Source organism: Oceanobacter sp. 3_MG-2023 (genome assembly GCF_030688925.1).
Lineage (GTDB): Bacteria > Pseudomonadota > Gammaproteobacteria > Pseudomonadales > Oceanobacteraceae > Oceanobacter.
The window spans coordinates 1-22,291 of record NZ_JAUYVX010000012.1; the positions used below are offsets into that span (position 1 = coordinate 1).

The window sequence follows — 22,291 nt, forward strand, 5'->3', positions numbered from 1 at the left end:
CTCGACTCGGTGTCGCCGACGTTTGACTTGACCCGTCAGGCCTGCAAGTCGGCTTCGTGATTCGAAACCATCCGGTAACCCAGAGTGAGCACCGGATTAAATGGATGTCCCCTGTAGATGACTGGCCGTCATAAGTGCTGCTGTCTGCTGTTGGCACTATGGCGGTTGTCCGCCCTGTATCGGACCAGAGCCGTGGTTCTGCGGGCTTTAACGGTTGCTTGGCCGCTACTTGGTCAACAGCCAATCCCGGCTATATCCCCATCTCCCGGTCGGCAAATCTCCCTTCGCTGCCATATGGATAACCAAATAATCACGGTAGGGCTAGGCTAACACTCATAGTTGGGATCTTGTATTTCAAATTTAGTCGGTTGAGCAGAATTGGCTGAGGAGTACATTGGTTAACACCAACGGCGTCATGACGCTTCGGTTTGGCAAATAGCAATTTAATAATTCCAAACAGATATTTGCCAAATCACATTCCCGTCGCCGCACCCTGATTCAAGCAGTATTTATCGGTCGCAATACTGCTGATTTATTCACCGAGATGGATGGTATTTTTTTATGAATGAAGCTGATATCAAGCAAGCGGGAGACGAGCTGTATAACGCGCTGGTTAACCGTACGACGCTGCGCCCACTGACGGAGCGCTATCCCGACATCACCATCAAGGATGCTTATCACGTTTCATTACGTATGAATGAGCGCCGTATCGAAGCCGGAGAACGCATTATCGGCAAAAAGATTGGTGTTACCTCCAAGGCCGTGCAGAACATGCTCAATGTGCATCAGCCGGATTTTGGTTTTCTGACCGACAAAATGGCCTACAGCCAGGGTCAGGAAATGCCCATCAGTGAGCTGATGATTCAACCGAAAGCCGAAGGCGAAATCGCCTTTGTGCTGAAAAATGACCTGCTAGGCCCCGGCATCACCAATGCCGACGTGCTGGCCGCGACCGACTTCGTGATTCCCTGCTTTGAAATCGTCGACTCCCGCATTGAAAACTGGCAAATCAAGATTGAAGACACCGTGGCTGACAACGCCTCCTGTGGCCTGTTTGTGCTTGGTGATACCGCGGTCAGCCCGCTGGATGTCGACCTGACCAGCTGCGGCATGGTGGTCGAAAAGAACGGGGCGATTATCAGCACCGGTGCCGGTGCCGCAGCTCTGGGTTCCCCGGTGAACTGCGTTACCTGGCTGGCCAATACACTGGGTGAATTTGGTATCCCACTGAAAGCCGGTGAAGTCATTCTGTCTGGCTCACTGGTACCACTGGAGCCAGTGAAAGCGGGTGATTTTATGTCGGTCAGTATTGGCGGTATCGGTTCTGCCTCCGTTCGTTTCGTATAAGCGCTAGATTCAGCGAGGAAATTTTTATGTCTAAAAAACTCAAAGCCGTCATTATCGGCCCAGGCAATATCGGCACCGATCTGCTGATGAAAATGCAACGTTCCGAATGGATCGAACCGGTCTGGATGGTGGGTATTGACCCGGAATCCGAAGGCCTCAAGCGTGCCGCCGCGATGGGAATCAAAACCTGCGCCACGGGTGTTGATGGCATTCTCGAACAGGTGATAGCCGATGATATCCGCGTCGCCTTTGATGCCACCTCTGCCTATGTGCATGCGGAAAACTCGCGCAAGCTCAATGAGCTGGGGGTGATCATGATCGACCTTACCCCCGCCGCGATTGGCCCTTTTTGCGTGCCGCCGGTGAATCTGGCCGAACACGCCAAAAACCTCGAGATGAACGTCAATATGGTGACGTGTGGTGGTCAGGCCACCATTCCCATGGTGGCCGCCGTCTCTCAGGTACAAGCCGTCGATTATGGTGAAATCATCGCTACCGTGTCGTCCAAATCCGTTGGCCCCGGCACCCGTCAGAACATCGACGAATTCACCCGCACCACTGCTGGCGCTGTTGCCAGGGTCGGGGGCGCCAAACAAGGCAAGGCCATCATCATTATCAACCCGGCTGAACCGCCACTGATGATGCGCGACACCGTCCACTGCCTGACAGCCAGTGAGCCGGATCGTGATGCCATTACCGCATCTGTCCACGCCATGGTCGCCGAAGTACAACAATACGTACCGGGTTACCGCCTGGTGAACGGCCCGGTGTTCGATGGCAACCGGGTGTCCATGTTTATGGAAGTTGAAGGCCTGGGGGATTTCTTGCCCAAGTACGCCGGCAACCTCGACATCATGACCGCCGCCGGTTTGCGTACCGCCGAAATGTTTGCCGAAGAAGCCGCCAGCGGCACCATCACACTGCCAGCCCGTGGCGAATAAGAGACGGAGGAAGAAGCAATGAACCTGAACGGCAAAAATGTGAAATTGCACGACATGTCCCTGCGTGACGGCATGCACGCCAAACGTCATCAGATCAGTGTGGACGACATGGTCTCTATCGCCTGTGCGATGGACGACGCCGGTATGCCACTGATCGAAGTCACCCACGGCGATGGCCTTGGTGGCTCATCGGTGAACTACGGCTTTCCGGCTCACAGCGACGAGGAATACCTGGGTGCTGTGATTCCAAAAATGAAACAGGCAAAAATCTCCGCGCTGCTGCTGCCCGGTATCGGCACCGTAGATCACCTCAAAATGGCCAAAGAGCTGGGTGTCTCCACCATTCGGGTCGCCACCCACTGCACCGAAGCCGACGTTTCCCAGCAACACATCAGCATTGCCCGCGAAATGGATATGGACACCGTCGGCTTCCTGATGATGGCGCATATGGCCTCGCCGGAAAAACTGATCGAACAGGCCAAACTGATGGTCAGCTACGGCGCTAACTGCATTTACTGCACCGACTCTGCCGGTTACATGCTGCCAGACGACGTTACCGAAAAACTGGGTGCCTTGCGTAACGAACTGGACAGCGCCATCGAGCTGGGTTTCCACGGCCATCACAACATGGCCATGGGTGTCGCCAACTCCATTGCGGCCATTGAAGCCGGCGCGGCGCGGATCGATGGTTCGGTCGCCGGGCTGGGTGCCGGAGCGGGTAACACGCCGCTGGAAGTACTGTGCGCGGTACTCGACCGCATGGGCTGCCACACCGGCATCGACCTGTTCAAGATCATGGACGTCGCCGAAGACCTGATTACCCCCTTGATGGACCAGATCATCCGTATCGACCGGGATTCCCTGACGCTGGGTTACGCCGGTGTTTACAGCTCCTTCCTGCTGTTTGCCCAACGTGCCGAAAAGAAATACGGCGTCAGCGCCCGCGACATCCTGGTGGAACTGGGTAAGCGTGGCACCGTCGGTGGCCAGGAAGACATGATCGAAGATCTGGCACTGACCATGGCCAAAGCCAAAGGCTAGGCCTTCGTTCTACCGTAGCGGGTGCCGCTTCCCATGCCGGATGTGTGGGAAGCCGCAGGCACCGAGTACCCCAATTCTCCGAGTGACCCATTGATGAGGTTACCGCTACATCGGCTATGGGATAGCCGATGTGACACAGACAGAGGCACCGAATATGAGTGACAACAACCTGAATCAGGAACAGATTGCCGCGGCAGCAGCCCATCTGGAACAGGCCGAACTGGAAGCTTACGAAGTCACCAAGCTGACAGACGACTACCCGGAAATGACTTACAAGGATGCGTTTGATATCCAGTGGGAAATTCGCCGTCGTAAAGAAGCGCGTGGCAACAAGATCGTTGGCCTGAAAATGGGCCTGACCAGCTGGGCAAAAATGGCCCAGATGGGCGTTGAGCATCCGTGTTACGGCTTCCTGGCGGATTATTTTGCCGTGTCCGACGGTGGCGAAATCAAAACCGATGAACTGATTCACCCCAAAATTGAAGCCGAAATCGCCTTTGTCACCAAAAAAGCGCTGAAAGGCCCTGGTGTGACCATTGCCGATGCGCTGGCCGCGACCGACTTTGTTTTGCCTGCTGTGGAAGTGATTGACTCCCGCTACAAGGATTTCAAATTTGACCTGAAGAGCGTGATTGCCGATAACTCCTCATCGACCCGGTTTATTACCGGTGGCCAGATGCAACGGGTTGAAAATGTCGACCTGAAAAACTTTGGCGTGGTGATGGAAATCAATGGCGAAGTGATCGCCACCGGTGCAGGTGCCGCGGTACTGGGCCACCCGGCGGCATCGGTTGCCATGCTGGCGAATATGTTTGGTGAGCGTGGTGAAGAAATTCCTGCCGGTACGTTTATTATGACTGGGGGAATCACGGCAGCGGTACAGTGCCAAAAAGGGGATAATTTCAGTGTCCGTTACCAGGGGCTGGGTACCGTTACCGGTCGTTTTGTCTGATCGGGATAAGGGTTCTGGTATGACAACGGCCGCTATGATGCGGCCGTTTTTGTTTTGTGTTTTGGATCGCGACAGACTGCGTACGGCCAGCCAGGCAGCGTCCGTGGCGTGACACTATCAGGAGAAGTCAACAATGAAACTGTTAATGCTGGGAGCCGGTGGCATCGGTTGTTATTACGCCGCCCGGTTAGTGGATGCCGGTCACGATGTGGTATTGGTCGCCCGTGGTGCCCATTTGCAGGCGCTGCAACAGCAAGGGCTGGCCGTCACGCACCCGGACTTTGAACTGACCGCCCCGGTAGCTGCCTGCGATATGGCAGCACTGCAGGCTGATTATCGCTGTGCTGAATTTGATCTGATCATGTTGGCCACCAAGGCCACCGCTACCGCCAGCCTGATGGCAGAATTGGCCGACTGGCTGGGGGTGGCCGATACCCCGGTGTTGTCGTTGCAGAACGGCGTGGGGAATGAGCCGCTGATTGCCGAAGTGATCGGTATGAACAGAACCCTGGGCGGGCTGGCAGTACGGATTGGCGGACATATCATTGCCCCGGGTCAGGTGGCTGCCACCGGTGTGGCGCAAATAGAAATGGGCGCCTGGCCCGATGCGGTGCGCAATCCCGGTTGGCAGCCGACGTTATTGCAATGGCAGGCGGCGCTGGTGACAGCAGGTATTCCTTGCACCCTGAGTGACGATATCCAGCAGGCGTTGTGGCGCAAGCTGGTGATCAACAACGGTGTAAATCCACTGTCGGCACTGACTTGGCTGACCACCCGTTCGATGACTTCCGATCCGGTGTTAGGGCGCATTATCCAGGACATGATGGATGAAACAGTGCGGGCGGCGCAGCATCTGGGTGTGGGCCTGACAGCCCAGGATGCCGCCGATATGTTCCAGTTGATTTCAGACTTTGACGACATCAAAACCTCCATGCTGGTTGACCGGGAAAAAGGCCATCCGCTGGAAGTGGACGAGATCTGTTTACCCGTGATCGAACCTTGCCGCCAGGCAGGACAACCGGCACAGACGACCGAACGTATTCACCGTTTACTGATGGCCAGCCTGGCGCGAGAGGGCTGAGGTTTGATGTTTTTTCGGCGATGGTTAATGGGTTGCGTGCCTACTTTCGAATGGATGGTTGTTGAAATCACTCTATGCCGATATGTTGTAAAGGCCTCCTAGAGATGGACCCACCCGTACAGGGCTGGAACGTTGTAGCCGAACGCCTGTTGTGGCTCAGCTGTGATGGACCCACCCGTACAGGGCTGGAACGTATCAGCCCAACATGCTGGTGCAGAACCTACCGATGGACCCACCCGTACAGGGCTGGAACTTTTCAAGAACTATTTTGAGGTCCGGATCGATGAGTACGTGTCTGACACAGAACTTTGACCCCCCATTAATTTGGTTGTCCAGTGAAAAACATGACGGATAACGATAGGTGCCAAATACTAGTAAGTGGCATTGTGGAAAAATTGGACAGTCGGAATAAGGAGTTTCGCAGATGGTATTTGGAAGAGATCCACTTTGGTTAACAGGCAGCAGTGTTCAATATGCGTTTACTTAAAATATATTCTTATGTTACGGTTACATTCGCTTGGGTGATTCGCCCAACCACCGCAACTAGGCAATAATTGCAACAGAAACGCCTAACTCTGTTAGGCATTGCGTTCTAGCAATTTCGGGGAGGAGCCTGGCGCCATGCTATCGGGCCGGGACGACCTCGAGTAGTGTTAGACGGTGGCGGAGCCTAGTGTTATCAGTTGCTTTGTAGCTGTTGTTAAACGGCCTAGCCTAGGTGGACTGAAAGCACTAACCTTTGAGTATAGGATAGGCTCCGTCTCATTAAATAATGGATGATGGCATGAGAATAGAAGGGCCTAGCAAGATATCAACTAAATCAATATCAAATATAAGAAACCTATGTGAAGCACTTGATATTACAGAGCAAGAGCTTGATAAAGCCATTAAATCTAAAAAAAAATATAAAGTAATAAAAAAGCCAAAAATCAATGGTTCAACCAGAATTGTACACAAGCCCACATTCTTAATTCGGAAAATACAAAACAGAATAAATAAAAGAATACTTGCCAATGATTCAATGATTCAATGGCCATCATATCTTTTTGGCTCTATTCCTAAACAAAAAAAATCAGAAAAGCCAATTGATCATGTATCTTGCGCCGGTGTACATTGCAATGCAAAGTCGATATTGAAAATAGATGTCAAAAATTTCTTCGACAACATACACTTTGATGTTATTTACGATATTTTCCATAAATTTTTAAAATACCCCGAAGAAGTTTCAAAAACCCTTACTATTTTATGCTCTCATGACAACCATCTTCCTCAAGGGGCTTTAACATCAAGCTTTCTGGCAAATCTGGCTTTGCATGACATCGAACACAAAACTATAGAAAAGCTCTCATACAAAAAATTAAAGTACACTAGGTTTGTGGATGACATCACAATATCTTCAGATATCAAAAATTATGATTTCTCCTTTGCAAAAAAAGCAGTATTGGAAATGCTATATGCCAAAGGACTTCCAATAAATAATGAAAAAACCCAAGAATGTCATTCATATTCACAAGCACCTCTGGTACATGGGCTTAGAGTAAATTTCAACGAGCCAAGACTTCCAAAATATGAGATAAAGAAAATCAGAGCAGCTATTCATCAACTTGAAATAGTTGCAAAAGAACCAAATTATCGAACTACCTTTCAGTATAGAAAGGACTATAATAGAGTCTTGGGTAAGACTAATAAATTATCACGTGTTGGACATGAAAAATACCACTCATTTATCCAGAAAATATCTAAAATAAAGCCACTGCCATCGCCAAGAGATATTGTTAGGTGTGGACATGTTATAGACAGAATAGAACGGGATTATGAGAAAAAGAAAAATAATTTTTGGTATAAAAAACGCTATTATATTCTTCATAATAGACTAAACATACTAGCTCAGTTATATCCTAAGTCAGCAGCATCAATAAGAGAACGAATGAGAAAAGTGAAGCCGGAATTTGAAAAATGAATAAAAGAATTGTTATGAAAATAATATTATTTATATTTCTGCCTACTACAGTGGTCTCTGTTTTCTCTGTTTACGAAACTAGCATTACCACCTACACGGAAATTCCAGATCTATGCATGTCAAATAAGTGCCTAATTGAAATATACGAAACATATTCAGTGCCATTGGATTTGTTTGTTCTAGCACTAAACCTAATAATTCCACTAACTACACTATTCACACTTCTAATCACAATCGATTCAGTCAAAGAAAATAAATCTACAGCCACCATTCAAAGGCATTTATCTACCTATAATACATTTGTTAACTTTTTGGATGTTGAATTAGCACAACTAAAGACAATAAATCCATCATCAATAAACAAAGTTATTTGGTTTAACCGCATGTATATGGATCCAAATAATAATAATTATCGGGTAAGTCCAGAATATATAAGGTTTATGGAAGAAATAAATAAAAATATCACAGAGTCAAATACAAGATATATGCCAGGGAAACATTCGGATTTCAAATACAAATCTCATCAATATAACATGATTGCAGTATTTAATAATATTGGGATGGATATATCCAATGGTCCAAGATTAGAATTTTTTGAGCTAGAGGGTGAGTTGCTAAAACTAATAGAAAAAACAAATATATTTTTTCTAAGTAAAGAAAAGGAGTTTAATATTAAAGATAGAGTTTATAGTTAAAATATAGAGTTTCTTGAGTACTCCAAAAATCAACGATAATAACATGGTCATCTAACAATACGATTTAATCATGACTCAGATAACCTTTGCCAAAATCGAACATTATAAAAAAGTGCAAAACTCGTTGTTAAGTCTTTCAAGAGAAGATGGATCTCTAGCCAATATAAAGGTTCATGTCGAGAACTGTGCAGCATATGGAGCGCCTGATAATACTAGTGGGCTTTGCCAATTTTTTGAGAGTTCAGGGAGCACTACTGGCTTAATCATGGCATTTACGTCCACGGAGGAATAATTATTATATTAAATGTTACAAAAAGAAAAATCACTCTTTACTAGAGAGCGTTCTCAATTAACTTTCTCGGCGTTCTCGCGCAACGTCTATCTATTTCCCAAGATGAATAGAAACGTACTTCGAGATAGCCACTGGGAACGCATCGAGCACCTGCTTCCTGGAAAAAACACGGATTGCGGTGTCACCGCAAAGAATAATCGCCAATTTGTCGAAGTCGTCCTCTGGATTACCCGAACTAGGTCTCCCAGGCGGAATTTGCCACCGGAGTTTGGTCACTGGCACCGGGTGTATGTTCGTTACAATCGCTGGTCACACAAAGGGATTTGGAAAGCGGTCTTTGAAGCGCTGAGTGATCAGCCTGACCTGGAATATTTGATGGTGGACGGCAGTATTTGGTGCCTCAAAAAAACGATCGTGATCAGGAAGCCTAGGGGAAATCACGCGGCGGCTTAAGCACCAAAATTCACCTGGCCGTTGACAGTCTTGGTAATCCAGTGCGACTGATTCTCACGGGTGGTCAGGCATCCGAATATGGTCAATCAAAGTGCTTGATTGCTGGATTTTCTGCGGATTATGTCCTGGCTGACAAGGGCTACGATTCAGATGCCTTTATTCAACGGATTGAAAGTCAGGACAGCCGGACTGTGACTCCTCCTCGCCATCACCGCAAGAAACAACGCGATTACGACAGGGAGCTTTATAAAAAACGCAACCTGGTTGAGCGATGTTTTTTGAAACTCAAGCGCTATCGCCGGATTGCCACTCGCTACGGGCGTTTGGCCAGAAATTACTTATCGATGCTCTGTTTGGTGTCATCGATAATTTGGCTGGCATGATTGAGAACACCCTCTAGGAACAACGTGGTCAGTCAGCCGGATTCCGGCTGATTCTCTCGGCGGTTATATCAACAAAGGCTTAACGGTCTAACTCTTTTTTTGGCCGGAGGCTTTTTTTTTCGATTTTTCAAACGCTTGCCTGGTAGCAAGCAAGAAGCCGATGGCTGTCTGGCACAGCGGTCTGATATGACGTTTTGACCCTTCATCTGCCTGTTTATCCTCTCTGTGCAAGGAGGGGATAGAGGGCTGCACAAATTGGCTATTTGCCTGAAGAGTGGCGGCTTTAAATGGTCGTACAACTCAATAATAAGAATCCGGGCAAAACTATGAATCATTATAAACCTCTCGTTACCGCTGCTGCGGTGTTGCTTGCTTCCGTGTTGTCCAGCGCTGCCGCTGTCGCCAAGGAAGACCCGATTCGGGTCGGTATCATGTTGCCGTTCAGTGGTGTGTACGCTGCGCTGGGAGATGCCGGTCGCAACGGTTTGAAACTGGCGCTGGAACAAAACGCCGACAAACTGCATGGCCGTACCATTGAATATATTGAAATGGATACCGAAGCCCGCCCGGATCGGGCACCTGAAATTGCGACCGCGTTGATGAGTCAGAAAGACGCAGACTTTATTGTTGGGCCGGTGCATTCCGGGGTCGCCATGGGCATGTTGAAAGTGCTGCGTAACAAAAAGCCGATCATGATCATTCCCAATGCCGGTGCCAACGTGGCAACCGGCCCCTGGTGCGCACCCAATGTATTCCGCACGTCTTTTTCTGCCTGGCAGCCGTCGTACCCGATGGGTCAGGTTGCTCTCGATAAAGGCTACAAAAAAGTGGTGACCATGAGCTGGAACTACAGCTTTGGCAAAGAGAGCCTGGACGCCTTTGAAGAGTCGTTCAGCAAGGGTGGCGGCAAGGTACTGAAGAAGATTCTGGTGCCGTTCCCCAAAACCGAATTCCAGTCCTACATCACAGAAATTGCCGCACTGAAACCGGATGCCGTGTTTGTGTTCTTTGCCGGTGGTGGCGCGGTGAAATTTGTGAAGGATTACAACGCCATGGGCTTGAGCGGCAAGATTCCGCTGCTGGGTTCCGGATTCCTCACCGAAGGGACACTGGCAGCACAGGGTAACGCGGCCGAAGGCATTGTTACCGGTCTGCACTATGCGGATGAACTGGATATTCCAGCTAACCATCGCTTCCGTGCCGCCTACGCCGCCGAGTTTGGCAAAGATGCCGATCTGTACGGTGTACAGGGGTTTGATACCGGTTTGTTGATCGCCCAGGCGGTGGACAAGTTAAACGGCAATATCAGTGACCGCGACGCCCTGATCCAGGTGATGGAAGACGCCGTTATCCCTAGTCCACGGGGTGAGTTCCACTTCTCCAAAGCCCACAACCCGATCCAGACCATTTACCTCCGCACCGTCGAGAATGGCGTCAACAAGGTGACCGGCATTGCCGCAGAAGCCCTGGAAGACCCGGCTCGCGGCTGTCGAAGTAACTGATCATGCCTTGCCTGCTGCCCGGGCCGGTGATGCCGGGCAGCAGACAAGGGTTTCCGGATGATTCTTCAAGGGGATCGTATTGATGGACTTCGCAATATTTCTGGTCCAGCTGCTGAACGGTTTGCAGTATGGCTTGCTGCTGTTTCTGATTGCATCGGGGCTGACGCTGGTGTTTGGGGTCATGGGGATTCTCAACCTTGCCCACGGCTCCATGTATATGGTCGGGGCTTACCTGGCCTGGTATTTCACCCTGCACACCGACAGTTTTCTGTTGGGAGCGCTGTTGTCGGCAGTGATTGCGTTGGCACTGGGGATAGTGATTGAAAAAACGCTGATCTGCCGCCTGTACAAACGTAATCATCTCGATCAGGTGCTGCTGACCATCGGCATGATCTTTGTGTTTAACGCCCTGCAAAGTCTGCTGTGGGGGAACGACTCCCTCGGGGTCGATGTGCCGGAGCTGCTGAGCGGCTCGATCCAGCTGACCGAACTGGTGGCTTACCCCGTCTATCGACTGTTTGTGGCGGTGCTGTGTCTGGTATTGGCCGCTGGTTTGTACTTGCTGATCAACCGTACCCGGCTGGGTATGTTGATCCGGGCCGGAGAGTCCAACCGCGAGATGGTTGAGTGTCTGGGGATCGATATTAACCGTCTGTACACCATTGTATTTGGTGCCGGGGTAATGCTGGCAGCGTTGGCGGGAGTGATTTCGGCACCGATCGCATCGATTGTGCCCGGTATGGGTGAGCATGTGCTGATCACCTGTTTTGTGGTGGTGGTGATTGGTGGCATGGGCTCGATCAAGGGCGCTTTTGTGGCGGCCTTGATGGTCGGCATTGTCGATACCTTTGCCTCTGTGCTGTTTCCTGCGGTGTCGTCGATGGTGGTGTATATCCTGATGGCAGTGATTTTACTGATCAAGCCACAGGGCCTGTTTTCCAACTAAGGGCGGTATGTCGCGATGATATTTACCAATAAGACCGAACAATTGTTCGTCTGGATATTTTTTCCGCTGGCGTTGCTGTTGCCGTTATTTCTGGAGCAGAACGTTTTTTATATCAACAAGCTGACCACGGTACTGATTTTCGCCATCTTTGTGATGTCGCTGGATTATCTGGTAGGGCGTTGTGGCTTGATCACCCTGGGACACTCGATGTTCTACGGCTTGGGAGGCTATCTGTTTTTTATGATCGCACCGGAGTACGAGGCAGTGAATTTCTGGGTATATACTTTTTATATCTGTGTGATTGCTGCGGTGATTGCCTTGCTGGTGGGTGTGATCGTGCTGCGTACCAGTGGCATCTATATGATTATGATTACGCTGGCGATTGCCCAGATGTGTTTCTATTTTTTCTCCGATTCGATTCATTTTGGCGGCAACGATGGTCTGTTTATTCTGATGAAACCGGATACCAGTCTGTTTGGACTGGCGTTTTTTGACCTCGATAACCCGATTCACTTTTATTACTTCTGCCTGCTGTCGTTATTCAACTGTCTGGCATTCTGGAAACTGGTGCTGGCATCGCGGTTCGGTCGCATTATGGATGCCGTCAAAAACAATCCGGACCGTACCACGGCGCTGGGCTACAACGTCTTTCTGTTTCGACTGATCAGCTATGTGATGGCGTCGGCGCTGGCATCCTATGCCGGTTATCTGTTTGCCCTGCAATACGGCTACGTCAATCCGTCGATGATGTCCTGGCAGACTTCCGGGTCGGCGTTAGTGATGTCGATTCTGGGGGGGATGGGCAGCATTTATGGGGCGATTCTGGGCACCGCAGTGTACTCCGGTCTGCACTATATCTTTGAACATATGACCGAACACTGGCTGTTGCCGATGGGGCTGATGATTATCGCCATGGTGATGGTGTTCAAATCCGGCATTGCCGGTTTTATCGAGAACTGGGTGGAGCGTCGCAAATGAGCCAGGATATCGTTCTGCAAACCGAAGGGTTGTGCAAATACTGGGGTGGCCTGAAAGCCCTCGACAATATGAATCTGGCTTTCCACGACAAGTCACTGCACGGCATCGTCGGCCCGAACGGGGCTGGCAAAAGCACCTTGCTGAATATGCTCTGCGGGACGTACAAACCCACCCGTGGCCGGATTCTGCATCATGGCGATGCCATTGAGGATATCCGGGCCTACGAATTTGTCCGTCGGGGCATTGGTCGTGGTTTCCAGAAAACCAATATCTATCCACAGACCACCTGCCTGGAAAACTGCTGTGTGGCGGCACAACGCCGAACCGGGGGCAGCTTCAATATTTTTGCCCGCCGTAATCGCGACAAGCTGTTGATCGAAATGGCCGAAGCTGCTCTGGAGAAAGTCGGCCTGCAGCATCGACGGGATGCCATTGCGGCACAAATCAGTTATGGCGAACAGCGCCAGCTGGAAATCGCCATGGTACTGGCAACGGCACCGTCGGTGTTGCTGCTGGATGAACCCATGGCCGGAATGGGCCATGAAGAATCCCGGCTGATTATCGATCTGTTACAAACCCTGAAAACAGACTACTGCATTGTACTGGTAGAACACGACATGGAAGCCGTTTTCGAGCTGTCGGACCAGCTGACCGTGATGGTGAACGGCCAGCATCTGGTAACAGGCACAGTGGATGATGTACGGAACGATCGACGGGTAAAAGAAGCGTATCTGGGCCAGGGCGACGAGGTAATCTGATGACACCACTATTGACTGTTCGTGGCTTGCACACCTATTACGGTGAAAGCCATATTTTGCACGGCGTGGATTTTACCCTGGAGGCGGGTCAGGCGATGAGCCTGATGGGCCGTAATGGCATGGGGAAAACCACCACTCTGAAATCGGTACTTGGGCTGGTAGCCCCGCGCGGTGGCGATGTGCGTTTTAATGGCACTGACCTGAGCGGATTACCGACCTGGAAACGCATGCGCCAGGGTATCGCCTATGTGCCGGAAGGGCGCGGCATGTTCCACAACCTGAGCGTGAAAGAGCATCTGCAGCTGGCGGCTCGTGAAGGCGTGAATGGCCAGCAATCATGGCATTACGATCGCGTGCTGGAAACCTTTCCCCGGCTGGCCGAACGACTGACCAATCTGGGTACCCAGTTATCGGGCGGTGAGCAACAAATGCTGGCGATCGGGCGGGCGTTACTGACTAACCCGGAACTACTGATTCTGGATGAGGCGACAGAAGGGCTGGCACCCTTGATCCGCAAGGAAATCTGGGATGTGATTGCCCATATCAAGGATAGCGGTATGTCGACCCTGATTGTCGACAAGAACATTCAGGTACTGAAAAACCTGTGTGACCGACACGTGGTGCTGGTGAAGGGAGAGGTGGTGTTCGATGGTAATACCACCGACTTGCTGGACAATATCGACACCGTTGAGACGCACCTCAGTGTGTAGGAGGCACCTGTTTAATCCTGTACGGCGGCAAGCCGTGCCCCATGGGTGATACCGGCCTCACTGTTTATAACGGTGGGCCATTGTTGGCTCGCCGAGGCGGGTATCACGATCGTATAACCATCGGTATGGACTGTATGGGGCTTATTATTGTATTGATAAGCACCATTAACCATTACAGGTTGCGGGCTTTCAAGGTGGCTGACGGCAACTCACCAAAGGTTTCCCTGTACTCGGAGGAGAAACGACCCAGGTGCGTTACGGCATAATCCATTGCCGCTTCCGTGACATTACGAATCGCCGGATTCTTGTGTAACTCCCGATGTATCGCTAACAGTTTGGCCTGCTTGATATAACGCTTTGGCGTTGTCGACAGACTATTGGCAAACAGTGAATACAGCTTGCGGACACTGATACCCGCAATGGCCGATAATTCCTCGACCGTCAGGTTCTCTTTGATATTGGCATCAATATAAACTAACACCCGTTGTATTTTTTTGTCTTCCGGCGTTGTTGGAGGCATAACATCCATCAAATTGCTGTTGAAGGTACTCATCAGCTTTTGCACCAGTAAATCCCGATAGCTGGCAGAAATGCCATTCAGACTGAGCTCAGATTCTTCACTGGCTTCATAAAAAACCGCCTCAATACAGGACAAAAAAGACTGCGACTGACGAATATCCCGTACCTTGCGTTCAAACAAAATCCCATTGTTGGGTACTCGGCCTGCCAGCTCGATACAGGTATTGTTCATGACCTCCCGAGGGATCTTAACAATCAGCTTTTCACAATCGTCGCTGTAAACAAGATCAATTTTTTCTCCTGGATTCATCATCAGTGCCTGACCGCTGGTCAGCAGCATATCGGTGTCTGAAAAGCGCCACTGGCATTCACCACGCATAACAATCTGAAAATGATAAATATCTTCCAGGTCGGGGCAGGCCACGCGTACCCTGTTGCCATAACAAATCCGGGACAGGGAGAGATCGGAAAACTGACACAATGACAACTGGGCGCGGGAGGTTTCGGTTTCCATCAGTTCCAGACGATGGCGGCCAATATGACGGTTGACATGATTGGACACCTCATCCGGGGTGGTATTGGTACATACGGCTGAGTTATTGAGCACGCTGACTAACATACGATGTCTCTTTTATTGTTATTTTGGATCACCTTACCCTCATTTATAAAGGTAGTCGAACCAGTAGTACAAAAAACAGCCTGTATATTAATCGGTAAAATGGGATTTGATTGACCCATAAATGGAATTATAAAATAAGACCTGTCCAGAACCGGTTTTTACCAAAAAACACTTCATACAATGGACGTGATAGCCATAAAGCTGGTGATAAAAAATCGAAGTTTGGCCTGTATTTACACAAGTATGAATCAAAACTAACAACCGGTAGATTTATTGGCTATTGCTGTTTTGTATTGATTGTTGATGTTCTTGTATTGGATATTGATATAGCTGGATTTGTTCTCAACTGTCAGGCAAGGCTGGTATTTGACCACAGATTCTTTGTGGATTAGATACATATGACACATCCTCAACCCCTCAAAAGCATCCATGGCTGACCGTCGTCTTGTCAGGGGTTTATTATAAATACGGCTCTGTATTCACATAACAAGCGTGATAATAACTGGCTTCTCTGCCGCCACTTCAGGCGTGATCCTGATGTTCTGGGAGGTGGCAAAGGCCAAAATCACCTTCAGAAATCCAGCAATATCCTGAAAACAGGATTACAAAATACCGATTGTATGGGCCGGAACAGTCCCTCTTGTGGGATGGGATAGGTATTATTCACACATATCTGAACAGGCGATAGCCGCGATCACACCTGGTCTTTATCGACACACAAAAACAGGTACAAACGCCAGCATGAGCATGGCCACAGCGGATAGTTATCCGCAGGTCTCTTCTGATCGGCCCTTTAACCAAGGAGCCTCTGGCATATCCCGGCATCCGCATACTACGTTTACACAGGATCTTGAATGAATATCAAACTCTCGGTGGTCGACCAGTCGCCGGTTCATGGCTCCCACTCCCTCAGAGCCGCGCCTGGCCTGACTCTGGAACTGGCCCGTCTGTGTGATGAACTGGGCTACCACCGCTATTGGGTAGCCGAACATCACGACAGCATGCACTTTGCCAATCCCTGCCCGGAGATACTGGTAGCCACCATCGCCGCCCAGACCCAGCGTATCCGGGTGGGCAGCGGCGGGGTCATGCTAAGTCATTACAGCCCGCTAAAAGTGGCCGAGTGTTTTCGGATGCTCGCCACACTGCACCCCGACCGCATAGACCTCGGGATCGGGCGAGCACCGGGAGGCTCCAGTCTGAGCTCAGCAGCGTTGGCTTTCCCACACCGGCCACTGCAGGGCGACATTTATGAACAGCAAGCACAACTGCTGGGGCAGTTACTGGAAGGTAGCGTACCCGCCAACAGCCCGTTTAAACACCTCAGTGTCATGCCTGATAATACACCGACTCCGGAACGTTGGATGCTGGGCTCCAGTGGTGGCAGTGCCGGCCTGGCAGGCAAACTGGGTTACGACCTTGCACTGGCACGCTTTATCGCACCAGACCAGTGTCAGCCATCTATATTCGACCACTGGCAGCAGGCATGGCAACAAGCCGGGCACCAGCGCCAGCCCAACAAATTACTTGGCATCGCCTGTATCTGCGCCGCCACCGAAGACGAAGCAAAACTGCGCGCAGGCACCGCGGTATATCGCAAACTGACAGCCCAGCAAGGCATGCCGGAAGACTTCCTGACCCCCGAACAGGTACAAGACCGCTACCGGCAGATGTCGCCATCGGCACAAGCCGGTTACGACCATATTCTCAGTGGGTACACCGTTGGCACCGCTGACCAGTGCCTGACGGATATCGAACAACTCAGCCGCCGGTTCAACTGCCAGGAATTTGCCCTCGTCACCGTGACCCACAGTCATTACGACCGTATGGAAAGCTATCGGTTACTGGCGCAGCAGCAGTAGCCAGCGCTGAGTGCGTACCCCAAACGACGAGAAATACACACGGCCCGGCACTATCCGTGGCCGCATAACGCCATAAAAACGTAAATTTAACCAGACAAGCAGGTAGCAGTAGAGCATTGTCAAAAAAGCAGATACAATACGCGGCCTTGATTCAGGTAATCATCACCTGAACTCATCGACCGCCCGTAGCTCAGCTGGATAGAGCGTTGCCCTCCGGAGGCGAAGGTCAGAGGTTCGAATCCTCTCGGGCGGACCATTTTCCAAGCCGTTCTGGCGATAGTAACTACTGACTCCCAAAATTCAGATCAAGCAGCACACCATAAACAAACGCGTTTGAATATGCTGTTTGCGGACGGGCCGTCCGCGCTCCCATGATTTTATGTAACTCAGGAGCGCGGCGGCGGTTTATTTCGGGAGCGCGGGCGGCCCGCCCGCATTAGCGCTGCTCAAGCAACGTCGGAAGATAAAAAGCAATGGTTATTGCTCAACACTGTTATTATTGAATATAGCTTGATAAATACGAGCGATTGCTACTGCATTTTCAAATGCCAGCTCGATTCTACCATTGGTTATGTCTTCAGCTGTTATTGATTGTTGAAGATAACTGCTGATGTTGAATGGGCCATCCTCAGGATCATTAATATACCCGTAGATATTGGCGTACAATGTTCCAGCTGAATCAACAGGTAAAGAAAACTCTACTTCGCCATTTATCATTGTGGCAGTGCCATATGAGTAATGGCCGGTATTTGTTCTATAAGTGTAGTAGAAGGTTTCTCCATCCAGCACATACTGGGTTTTTAGAATCTGTTGGATTGTTGCAATTTCAGTACGATCAAACAGATCTTCATCTAAAAACTTCTGATACGTTGTACTCAATACCAAAGGCTGTGAACGAGCAGTGTAAACTTGATAACTTCCGCCCCAGGTACTGGAATTTTCAGGGTTTGAATTTGGGTGGGTAATATTTAATAATTTAATCCGTTTTTCTGCTTGGGCTTCATTGAGTGCAGAGGCTCTGGGTTTGTCGTAGGCTTTTAATATAAGTTCATTGACGTCCCAATAAGTCAGGTCTGTCGGAGCAGTAATATAAGCACTTGCCTTGATTGACACAGGCTCTGGAATTGCCAGCACATCTATGGCAACCAGCATTGGCTCTTTACATTGAGTATAATAACCTACGAGTTCAGTCTCTTGAGAACCGGATACAATGACGGTATCACCGTCGATATCACCATACGAAGGAGTAATCGAAAAGCTGAATCCTTCTGCATTGGGCGTGTTATTAATCAGATTTTCTGGGTCCAGCAATGTACCGGTGCTAGTCCTCTGTCTGGCACCGTTTTTCTCGATTTCTGTTTTAATTATGATGCCGGAAGCAGGGATCTGATCGGCAGTAAGTAAATTACCACTCAAGTCTGTAAAATTAACCTGGCGCATGCATTTGGCGCTGTAGTGCCAATCCAGATTCCAATAGGATAAATGATCAGTCTGAACACTTAAGTACAGGCCCTGGTCATCTTCTGTAACGATGCCCTCCTGGTCGTGCATACCCCATTGGCCAGTCGTTTCATTGTGACTCCATACTGGAATAACATCACCAATTTTAACGGGTTCACCTGTTTCAGGGTTGATAATATCGTCAGGGATGCGAAAAACCAAATCTGCCGTGGTGCCGAGCTGATGGGCTTTTTGGTTGTTTTCATCAATGATATCCACGGCAAGAAAACCGGCGGTCATAAAGAAACCTTCACCGTCGGAGCTATCTGTCATATCCGTATCGCTACCAACGGAAAAACCACCAGGGAAACTATCAAGTGCGCTGTCTTCGGTAGGGTCAAAGTACGCAATTTCAACGTGTAAATTACCAGACAGAAGATTGCCATCGATATCTGTCAGTGTGGTATTGGCAGGCAAGCTAATGCCAATACCACTTTCGGTTTCAACCACCAGTTCTGAATCCAATACACCGTCTGTGGCTACGTGGCTGGTATTACTTACCACCGTAACTCCCGTCGGTGAAATGATTTTACTGACCAACTTGAGAGTGACAATTTGTTGGCCATCTTCCAAGGCAGGTTCTACCACCACACTGCTTCCTCCAGCAAAATAGTTGCTGGCCGATGCCTGTATGCGGAAACTGATTGGTGAAAGCTGATCAGCAAAACCGCTATCGATCAGAACATTGGTAGTGCCATTATCGGTGATAATTAATTGACCATTCGTGAAAGCGTCTCCCTCATCATTGGTCAAATAGGCAAGTTCAGCCGCATCAGGAGCATAAAAAGACAATGACACCGATTCTTCAATCGGTTCCAGGGACGCCGCGTCCAGTATCTGGATTGACAGGGTTCGGCTCTTGACCGAGGTCATTAGCGCTTGATCCGAGCCTGAGGTACCGCGTACAACCACAGAAGGTTCTGAAGGCACCTGGTTTTCCAAACCAACTTCATCATCCGAACTACTTAGGCAAGATGATAATAATACAGCGAGAGGTAAGGTTAATAATGCCTTTGGCAGGTGTGACGTTATATAAAAAACAGAATTTCTCATGTTGTCTGATTCCTTGTTTTATAGATGCCCATCGGGATTAAATCTGATAACTCAATGAAAAATTTATAACAGGTATAAATAAATCAGAATTATCTATGTCGCGCTGCAACTTGGCTTCTTCAATATCCACATCTGATTGCACGCTGTGACAACTCAAGGAGTTTTCTGGACAGGTAGCATATAAGTCGGCATCAACGGAGTGAAGAAATACAGCACCCAGATCCAGCATGAATCCAAAGCCTTTGCCAGCACTTACCGGGTTGCCCCAACCAAAACCGATATAAGGAGATCCTGTTGCTGATGAAATATCCCCACTCAGGCTTTCCAATTCTGTTGTTGTATCGTAGACCTCACCATTGACTTCGAGTGTGCCATTGCGAGGGGTGGCGGTTATATTCATGGATAAATCATAATTTACATACGCAGCAGATAAACGAAAGCTCCCATTAAATGGATATATATCGGCTCCAATGCGTATATTTTTAAATGCCAGGTTGCCATCGTAATCTAGATCATCGTTTTGAAATTCATGATTCAAATCCAACGTATTGAAGCCACCACGCAGAACCAGCCAATCCAGTACCTTATAATGCGCACCCAATCCCAATCCCAGCGTGCCAATCTCACCACCAAGAGCAAAACCAGACTTCTCTGCCTGCAAGGGGGCAGAGAGGCATAATATTGAAATCGCTCCGAGGTATTTAAATAGAGACATGTTTTTAGTCATTGTCTATTCCATTTCGTTATAAAAATACTTTTATTTTGGTATTAATAGTACAGCGGCACATCCAAAAATATTTTAATCTTCTCCCTGTATTTATAATTTTTCTTGTTGCTTTTGGTTCTTTTCCTATCCTGCTTTAGGACTGGTCAGTGTTTTTTTGATAATAATTCTCACTGTTTGTAAAGTATTTTTATTCTCAGAGAGCGAGGCTTGAGTTTTTATACTTGACTTTGGTGGGGCGCCTTTTTCGATGAATAAAAACCGGCCTGGCCAGTTATTAAACAGGCTATTATTTATTCTGGGTTTTGCTGCCTGTGCTTTCCATATACCGCACTTCTACTAGCTGGAGCCATTTGGGTCCCTCCCGCTCTGCTTCAACGGGCTCGGGCCGAATAATCAGCTGGAAAGCAAGAGCAATAACTGATGTAAACGCTTATGGATATTCTTCTAACGGCGTTTCCTGATCGTGATTGGCATCTCTGTTAGTGACGTGAGGTGGCCGGAATATTCAAGGAAAACAGCCTGAGTGCAACGATTAACCTAACTGTCAATTTTTGTAAAATTTATCCGCTCTGGCGCCCGGGGTCAATAGCTGATGGGTGAAAATTGAACAATTTCAACTTTGGCGCTTATAGCCCTTTTCTGTTCAGCTTGGGTTTGCATGAGTTACCAACTCATATTCGCTGTTTTTGCGGACGGGCCGTCCGCGCTCCTATGTGAGCCGAGGTGTGAAATTGTCCGGGAGTGCGGGCGGCTCGCCCGCATCAATACTGTTGATGTATCAGACGGCAGGAGGTTCGAATTTCAGAGTCAGACGGTCCTCGTCATCCTGACGCTGTACGAATTCTTCCAGGCGGTCGCGTGCAGGCTCACCGAGGGTACGTGCTGTTTCCGAGATAAGAAGCTCGGTGACAGCAAAGGCCGCGGTCATTGAATCGAATGGTTCTAACGCCTTGTTGCCTGCGGTAAGCAAAGCGGTAGCCTTGGAGGCCAGGGGAGAAAGATACTGGTCTGTTACCAGAATGACCTTGGCGCCTTTATTGATTGCTTCTAACCCCCAGTTAATGGTCGTTTGCTGGTAGCGTCGAAAGTCAAAGACCACAGCAACGGTCGACGGTTGTATGTCGACAAGGCTGTGAATATCAGGGACAGATAGCTGGACGTTCGGGCGCAGAATTGAAAGGTAACGATAAAGTTGCTGGGCCAATACCTGGCTGAAGCGTCCACCTATTGTCACGATGTTATTCTCAGATGCGCACAGCAGTTGAACGGCCTTTGTGATTTCTGCATCGCTGAGTGATGTAAATGTATTACGGATACTCTCCAGGTACAGGAACTGTGCCTGCCCGGAGGGGGACGTTTCGTCAGAACTTGATCGATTGTCCGGGTAGCTGCCAACGGGTGAGAATAGCCGGTTCTGGGCCTCATTCCGTAATGCGTCCTGAAATTCTGAATAGCCGTCAAAACCCAGTTTCTTTACAAAACGCACAACGGTTGGCGGACTTGCCCCTGAGCTAGCGGCAAGTTGTACCACAGGCACAAGGCCTCCCATCGGATAGTTTTCGGAAATCGAGTTAGCTACAGCAAGCTCGGCGGGTGGTAACCGATCCCGCAGAGCCCTGATTCGCTGGGAAACAGTTCCATTCATTCCAGGTTGTGCTGTCATTCGAGTATGTCTCGCTCTTATGTCTCATTCGCTGTGTTGCGGTTGATACACCCGGGTAAATATCTGCGCAACGTAAATCCGGGTGGCCATAGTATAGTGGCCGACCCAATCCCGAAGCCACACGATTATCCCCGACTTCAATTGATACCAATCCGTTAGAACAACGGACTGATTGTATTTTCACATGGTGAGATTTTGATCCTCAGCGATTTCAACTACGGCATTTGAATATCCAGGACACGATTTGATTGGCGGCATTGTTCACTCTTATCGGTGGCTCAGAGGTTCAGGTCAGGACTGTTTTCAGTG

Annotated in this window: 19 protein-coding genes and 1 tRNA gene; 16 read left to right on the forward strand and 4 right to left on the reverse strand. The window is 49.3% G+C overall.

Annotation, left to right across the window (positions count from 1 at the left end):
- The first annotated feature begins 561 nt into the window (after positions 1-561).
- The 14 genes from dmpE to Q8W32_RS11615 all read left to right on the forward strand — a co-directional run bounded on the left by dmpE (position 562) and on the right by Q8W32_RS11615 (position 14,039).
- Positions 562-1,347 (forward strand): 2-oxopent-4-enoate hydratase, encoded by a 786-nt coding sequence (gene dmpE / locus Q8W32_RS11550; protein WP_303434461.1) that lies wholly within the window; start codon positions 562-564, stop codon positions 1,345-1,347.
- Positions 1,348-1,373: 26 nt separating this feature from the next.
- Positions 1,374-2,288 carry an acetaldehyde dehydrogenase (acetylating) gene (locus tag Q8W32_RS11555; RefSeq protein WP_303434462.1) on the forward strand — a complete coding sequence of 305 codons (915 nt, stop codon included), beginning with the start codon at positions 1,374-1,376 and terminating at the stop codon, positions 2,286-2,288.
- 18 nt (positions 2,289-2,306) lie between these two features.
- Complete coding sequence (dmpG, locus tag Q8W32_RS11560; RefSeq protein ID WP_303434463.1) at positions 2,307-3,329, forward strand: 4-hydroxy-2-oxovalerate aldolase; 1,023 nt, start codon at positions 2,307-2,309, stop codon at positions 3,327-3,329.
- Positions 3,330-3,483: 154 nt separating this feature from the next.
- Entirely contained in the window at positions 3,484-4,281 is a 798-nt protein-coding gene (gene dmpH, locus Q8W32_RS11565; protein WP_303434464.1) for a 2-oxo-3-hexenedioate decarboxylase, read from the forward strand.
- 133 nt (positions 4,282-4,414) lie between these two features.
- On the forward strand, positions 4,415-5,362 hold the full coding sequence (locus tag Q8W32_RS11570; protein ID WP_303434465.1) for a ketopantoate reductase family protein: 948 nt from the start codon (positions 4,415-4,417) through the stop codon (positions 5,360-5,362).
- Positions 5,363-6,146: 784 nt separating this feature from the next.
- Positions 6,147-7,322 carry a reverse transcriptase family protein gene (locus tag Q8W32_RS11575; protein WP_305415020.1) on the forward strand — a complete coding sequence of 392 codons (1,176 nt, stop codon included), beginning with the start codon at positions 6,147-6,149 and terminating at the stop codon, positions 7,320-7,322.
- Positions 7,319-8,017 (forward strand): retron Ec48 family effector membrane protein, encoded by a 699-nt coding sequence (locus tag Q8W32_RS11580; protein WP_305415022.1) that lies wholly within the window; start codon positions 7,319-7,321, stop codon positions 8,015-8,017. Before Q8W32_RS11575 ends, Q8W32_RS11580 begins: the two co-directional genes overlap by 4 nt.
- A gap of 304 nt (positions 8,018-8,321) precedes the next feature.
- Positions 8,322-8,762 carry a transposase gene (locus tag Q8W32_RS11585; protein ID WP_305415025.1) on the forward strand — a complete coding sequence of 147 codons (441 nt, stop codon included), beginning with the start codon at positions 8,322-8,324 and terminating at the stop codon, positions 8,760-8,762.
- Positions 8,763-8,776: 14 nt separating this feature from the next.
- Positions 8,777-9,145 (forward strand): IS5 family transposase, encoded by a 369-nt coding sequence (locus tag Q8W32_RS11590; RefSeq protein ID WP_305415136.1) that lies wholly within the window; start codon positions 8,777-8,779, stop codon positions 9,143-9,145.
- Positions 9,146-9,471: 326 nt separating this feature from the next.
- Positions 9,472-10,647 (forward strand): ABC transporter substrate-binding protein, encoded by a 1,176-nt coding sequence (locus Q8W32_RS11595; RefSeq protein ID WP_303434466.1) that lies wholly within the window; start codon positions 9,472-9,474, stop codon positions 10,645-10,647.
- 82 nt (positions 10,648-10,729) lie between these two features.
- A complete protein-coding gene (locus Q8W32_RS11600) occupies positions 10,730-11,593 on the forward strand; it encodes a branched-chain amino acid ABC transporter permease (RefSeq protein WP_303434467.1) in 864 nt (287 codons plus the stop codon).
- 15 nt (positions 11,594-11,608) lie between these two features.
- Positions 11,609-12,571: a branched-chain amino acid ABC transporter permease gene (locus tag Q8W32_RS11605; protein WP_303434468.1), complete on the forward strand. Its 963-nt coding sequence runs from the start codon at positions 11,609-11,611 to the stop codon at positions 12,569-12,571.
- Positions 12,568-13,329, forward strand: a complete 762-nt coding sequence (locus tag Q8W32_RS11610; protein WP_305415027.1) for an ABC transporter ATP-binding protein — start codon at positions 12,568-12,570, stop codon at positions 13,327-13,329. The genes Q8W32_RS11605 and Q8W32_RS11610 overlap by 4 nt, the downstream gene beginning before the upstream one ends.
- Positions 13,329-14,039, forward strand: a complete 711-nt coding sequence (locus Q8W32_RS11615) for an ABC transporter ATP-binding protein (protein ID WP_303434809.1) — start codon at positions 13,329-13,331, stop codon at positions 14,037-14,039. The genes Q8W32_RS11610 and Q8W32_RS11615 overlap by 1 nt, the downstream gene beginning before the upstream one ends.
- Positions 14,040-14,211: 172 nt before the next feature.
- Here the strand turns inward: Q8W32_RS11615 and Q8W32_RS11620 are convergent, their stop codons facing one another.
- A complete protein-coding gene (locus Q8W32_RS11620; RefSeq protein WP_305415030.1) occupies positions 14,212-15,177 on the reverse strand; it encodes an AraC family transcriptional regulator in 966 nt (321 codons plus the stop codon).
- Positions 15,178-16,031: 854 nt separating this feature from the next.
- On the opposite strand from Q8W32_RS11620, the gene Q8W32_RS11625 reads away from it, so the two are divergent.
- Together Q8W32_RS11625 and Q8W32_RS11630 are read left to right on the forward strand one after the other, a co-directional pair.
- A complete protein-coding gene (locus tag Q8W32_RS11625; RefSeq protein ID WP_303434813.1) occupies positions 16,032-17,039 on the forward strand; it encodes an MsnO8 family LLM class oxidoreductase in 1,008 nt (335 codons plus the stop codon).
- A gap of 179 nt (positions 17,040-17,218) precedes the next feature.
- Positions 17,219-17,295: transfer RNA gene (locus tag Q8W32_RS11630), tRNA-Arg, on the forward strand.
- Between the two features lie 221 nt (positions 17,296-17,516).
- On the opposite strand, the gene Q8W32_RS11635 is transcribed toward Q8W32_RS11630, so the two are convergent.
- From Q8W32_RS11635 to Q8W32_RS11645, 3 genes are all read right to left on the reverse strand, one after another.
- On the reverse strand, positions 17,517-19,592 hold the full coding sequence (locus tag Q8W32_RS11635) for a hypothetical protein (protein ID WP_305415032.1): 2,076 nt from the start codon (positions 19,590-19,592) through the stop codon (positions 17,517-17,519).
- Positions 19,593-19,629: 37 nt separating this feature from the next.
- On the reverse strand, positions 19,630-20,319 hold the full coding sequence (locus tag Q8W32_RS11640) for a hypothetical protein (protein WP_303434816.1): 690 nt from the start codon (positions 20,317-20,319) through the stop codon (positions 19,630-19,632).
- 778 nt (positions 20,320-21,097) lie between these two features.
- Positions 21,098-21,982, reverse strand: a complete 885-nt coding sequence (locus Q8W32_RS11645; protein ID WP_305415034.1) for a MurR/RpiR family transcriptional regulator — start codon at positions 21,980-21,982, stop codon at positions 21,098-21,100.
- Positions 21,983-22,291: the final 309 nt, after the last annotated feature.

Bases quoted from the DNA above. Each gene is read 5' to 3' on its own strand.
- Q8W32_RS11620 (WP_305415030.1), bottom strand. From the start codon at position 15,177: ATGTTAGTCAGCGTGCTCAATAACTCAGCCGTATGTACCAATACCACC.
- Q8W32_RS11570 (WP_303434465.1), top strand. From the start codon at position 4,415: ATGAAACTGTTAATGCTGGGAGCCGGTGGCATCGGTTGTTATTACGCC.
- Q8W32_RS11645 (WP_305415034.1), bottom strand. From the start codon at position 21,982: ATGACAGCACAACCTGGAATGAATGGAACTGTTTCCCAGCGAATCAGG.
- Q8W32_RS11595 (WP_303434466.1), top strand. From the start codon at position 9,472: ATGAATCATTATAAACCTCTCGTTACCGCTGCTGCGGTGTTGCTTGCT.
- dmpG (WP_303434463.1), top strand. From the start codon at position 2,307: ATGAACCTGAACGGCAAAAATGTGAAATTGCACGACATGTCCCTGCGT.
- Q8W32_RS11600 (WP_303434467.1), top strand. From the start codon at position 10,730: ATGGACTTCGCAATATTTCTGGTCCAGCTGCTGAACGGTTTGCAGTAT.
- dmpE (WP_303434461.1), top strand. From the start codon at position 562: ATGAATGAAGCTGATATCAAGCAAGCGGGAGACGAGCTGTATAACGCG.
- Q8W32_RS11585 (WP_305415025.1), top strand. From the start codon at position 8,322: ATGTTACAAAAAGAAAAATCACTCTTTACTAGAGAGCGTTCTCAATTA.
- Q8W32_RS11625 (WP_303434813.1), top strand. From the start codon at position 16,032: ATGAATATCAAACTCTCGGTGGTCGACCAGTCGCCGGTTCATGGCTCC.
- dmpH (WP_303434464.1), top strand. From the start codon at position 3,484: ATGAGTGACAACAACCTGAATCAGGAACAGATTGCCGCGGCAGCAGCC.
- Q8W32_RS11605 (WP_303434468.1), top strand. From the start codon at position 11,609: ATGATATTTACCAATAAGACCGAACAATTGTTCGTCTGGATATTTTTT.
- Q8W32_RS11640 (WP_303434816.1), bottom strand. From the start codon at position 20,319: ATGACTAAAAACATGTCTCTATTTAAATACCTCGGAGCGATTTCAATA.
- Q8W32_RS11610 (WP_305415027.1), top strand. From the start codon at position 12,568: ATGAGCCAGGATATCGTTCTGCAAACCGAAGGGTTGTGCAAATACTGG.
- Q8W32_RS11555 (WP_303434462.1), top strand. From the start codon at position 1,374: ATGTCTAAAAAACTCAAAGCCGTCATTATCGGCCCAGGCAATATCGGC.
- Q8W32_RS11580 (WP_305415022.1), top strand. From the start codon at position 7,319: ATGAATAAAAGAATTGTTATGAAAATAATATTATTTATATTTCTGCCT.
- Q8W32_RS11615 (WP_303434809.1), top strand. From the start codon at position 13,329: ATGACACCACTATTGACTGTTCGTGGCTTGCACACCTATTACGGTGAA.
- Q8W32_RS11635 (WP_305415032.1), bottom strand. From the start codon at position 19,592: ATGAGAAATTCTGTTTTTTATATAACGTCACACCTGCCAAAGGCATTA.
- Q8W32_RS11575 (WP_305415020.1), top strand. From the start codon at position 6,147: ATGAGAATAGAAGGGCCTAGCAAGATATCAACTAAATCAATATCAAAT.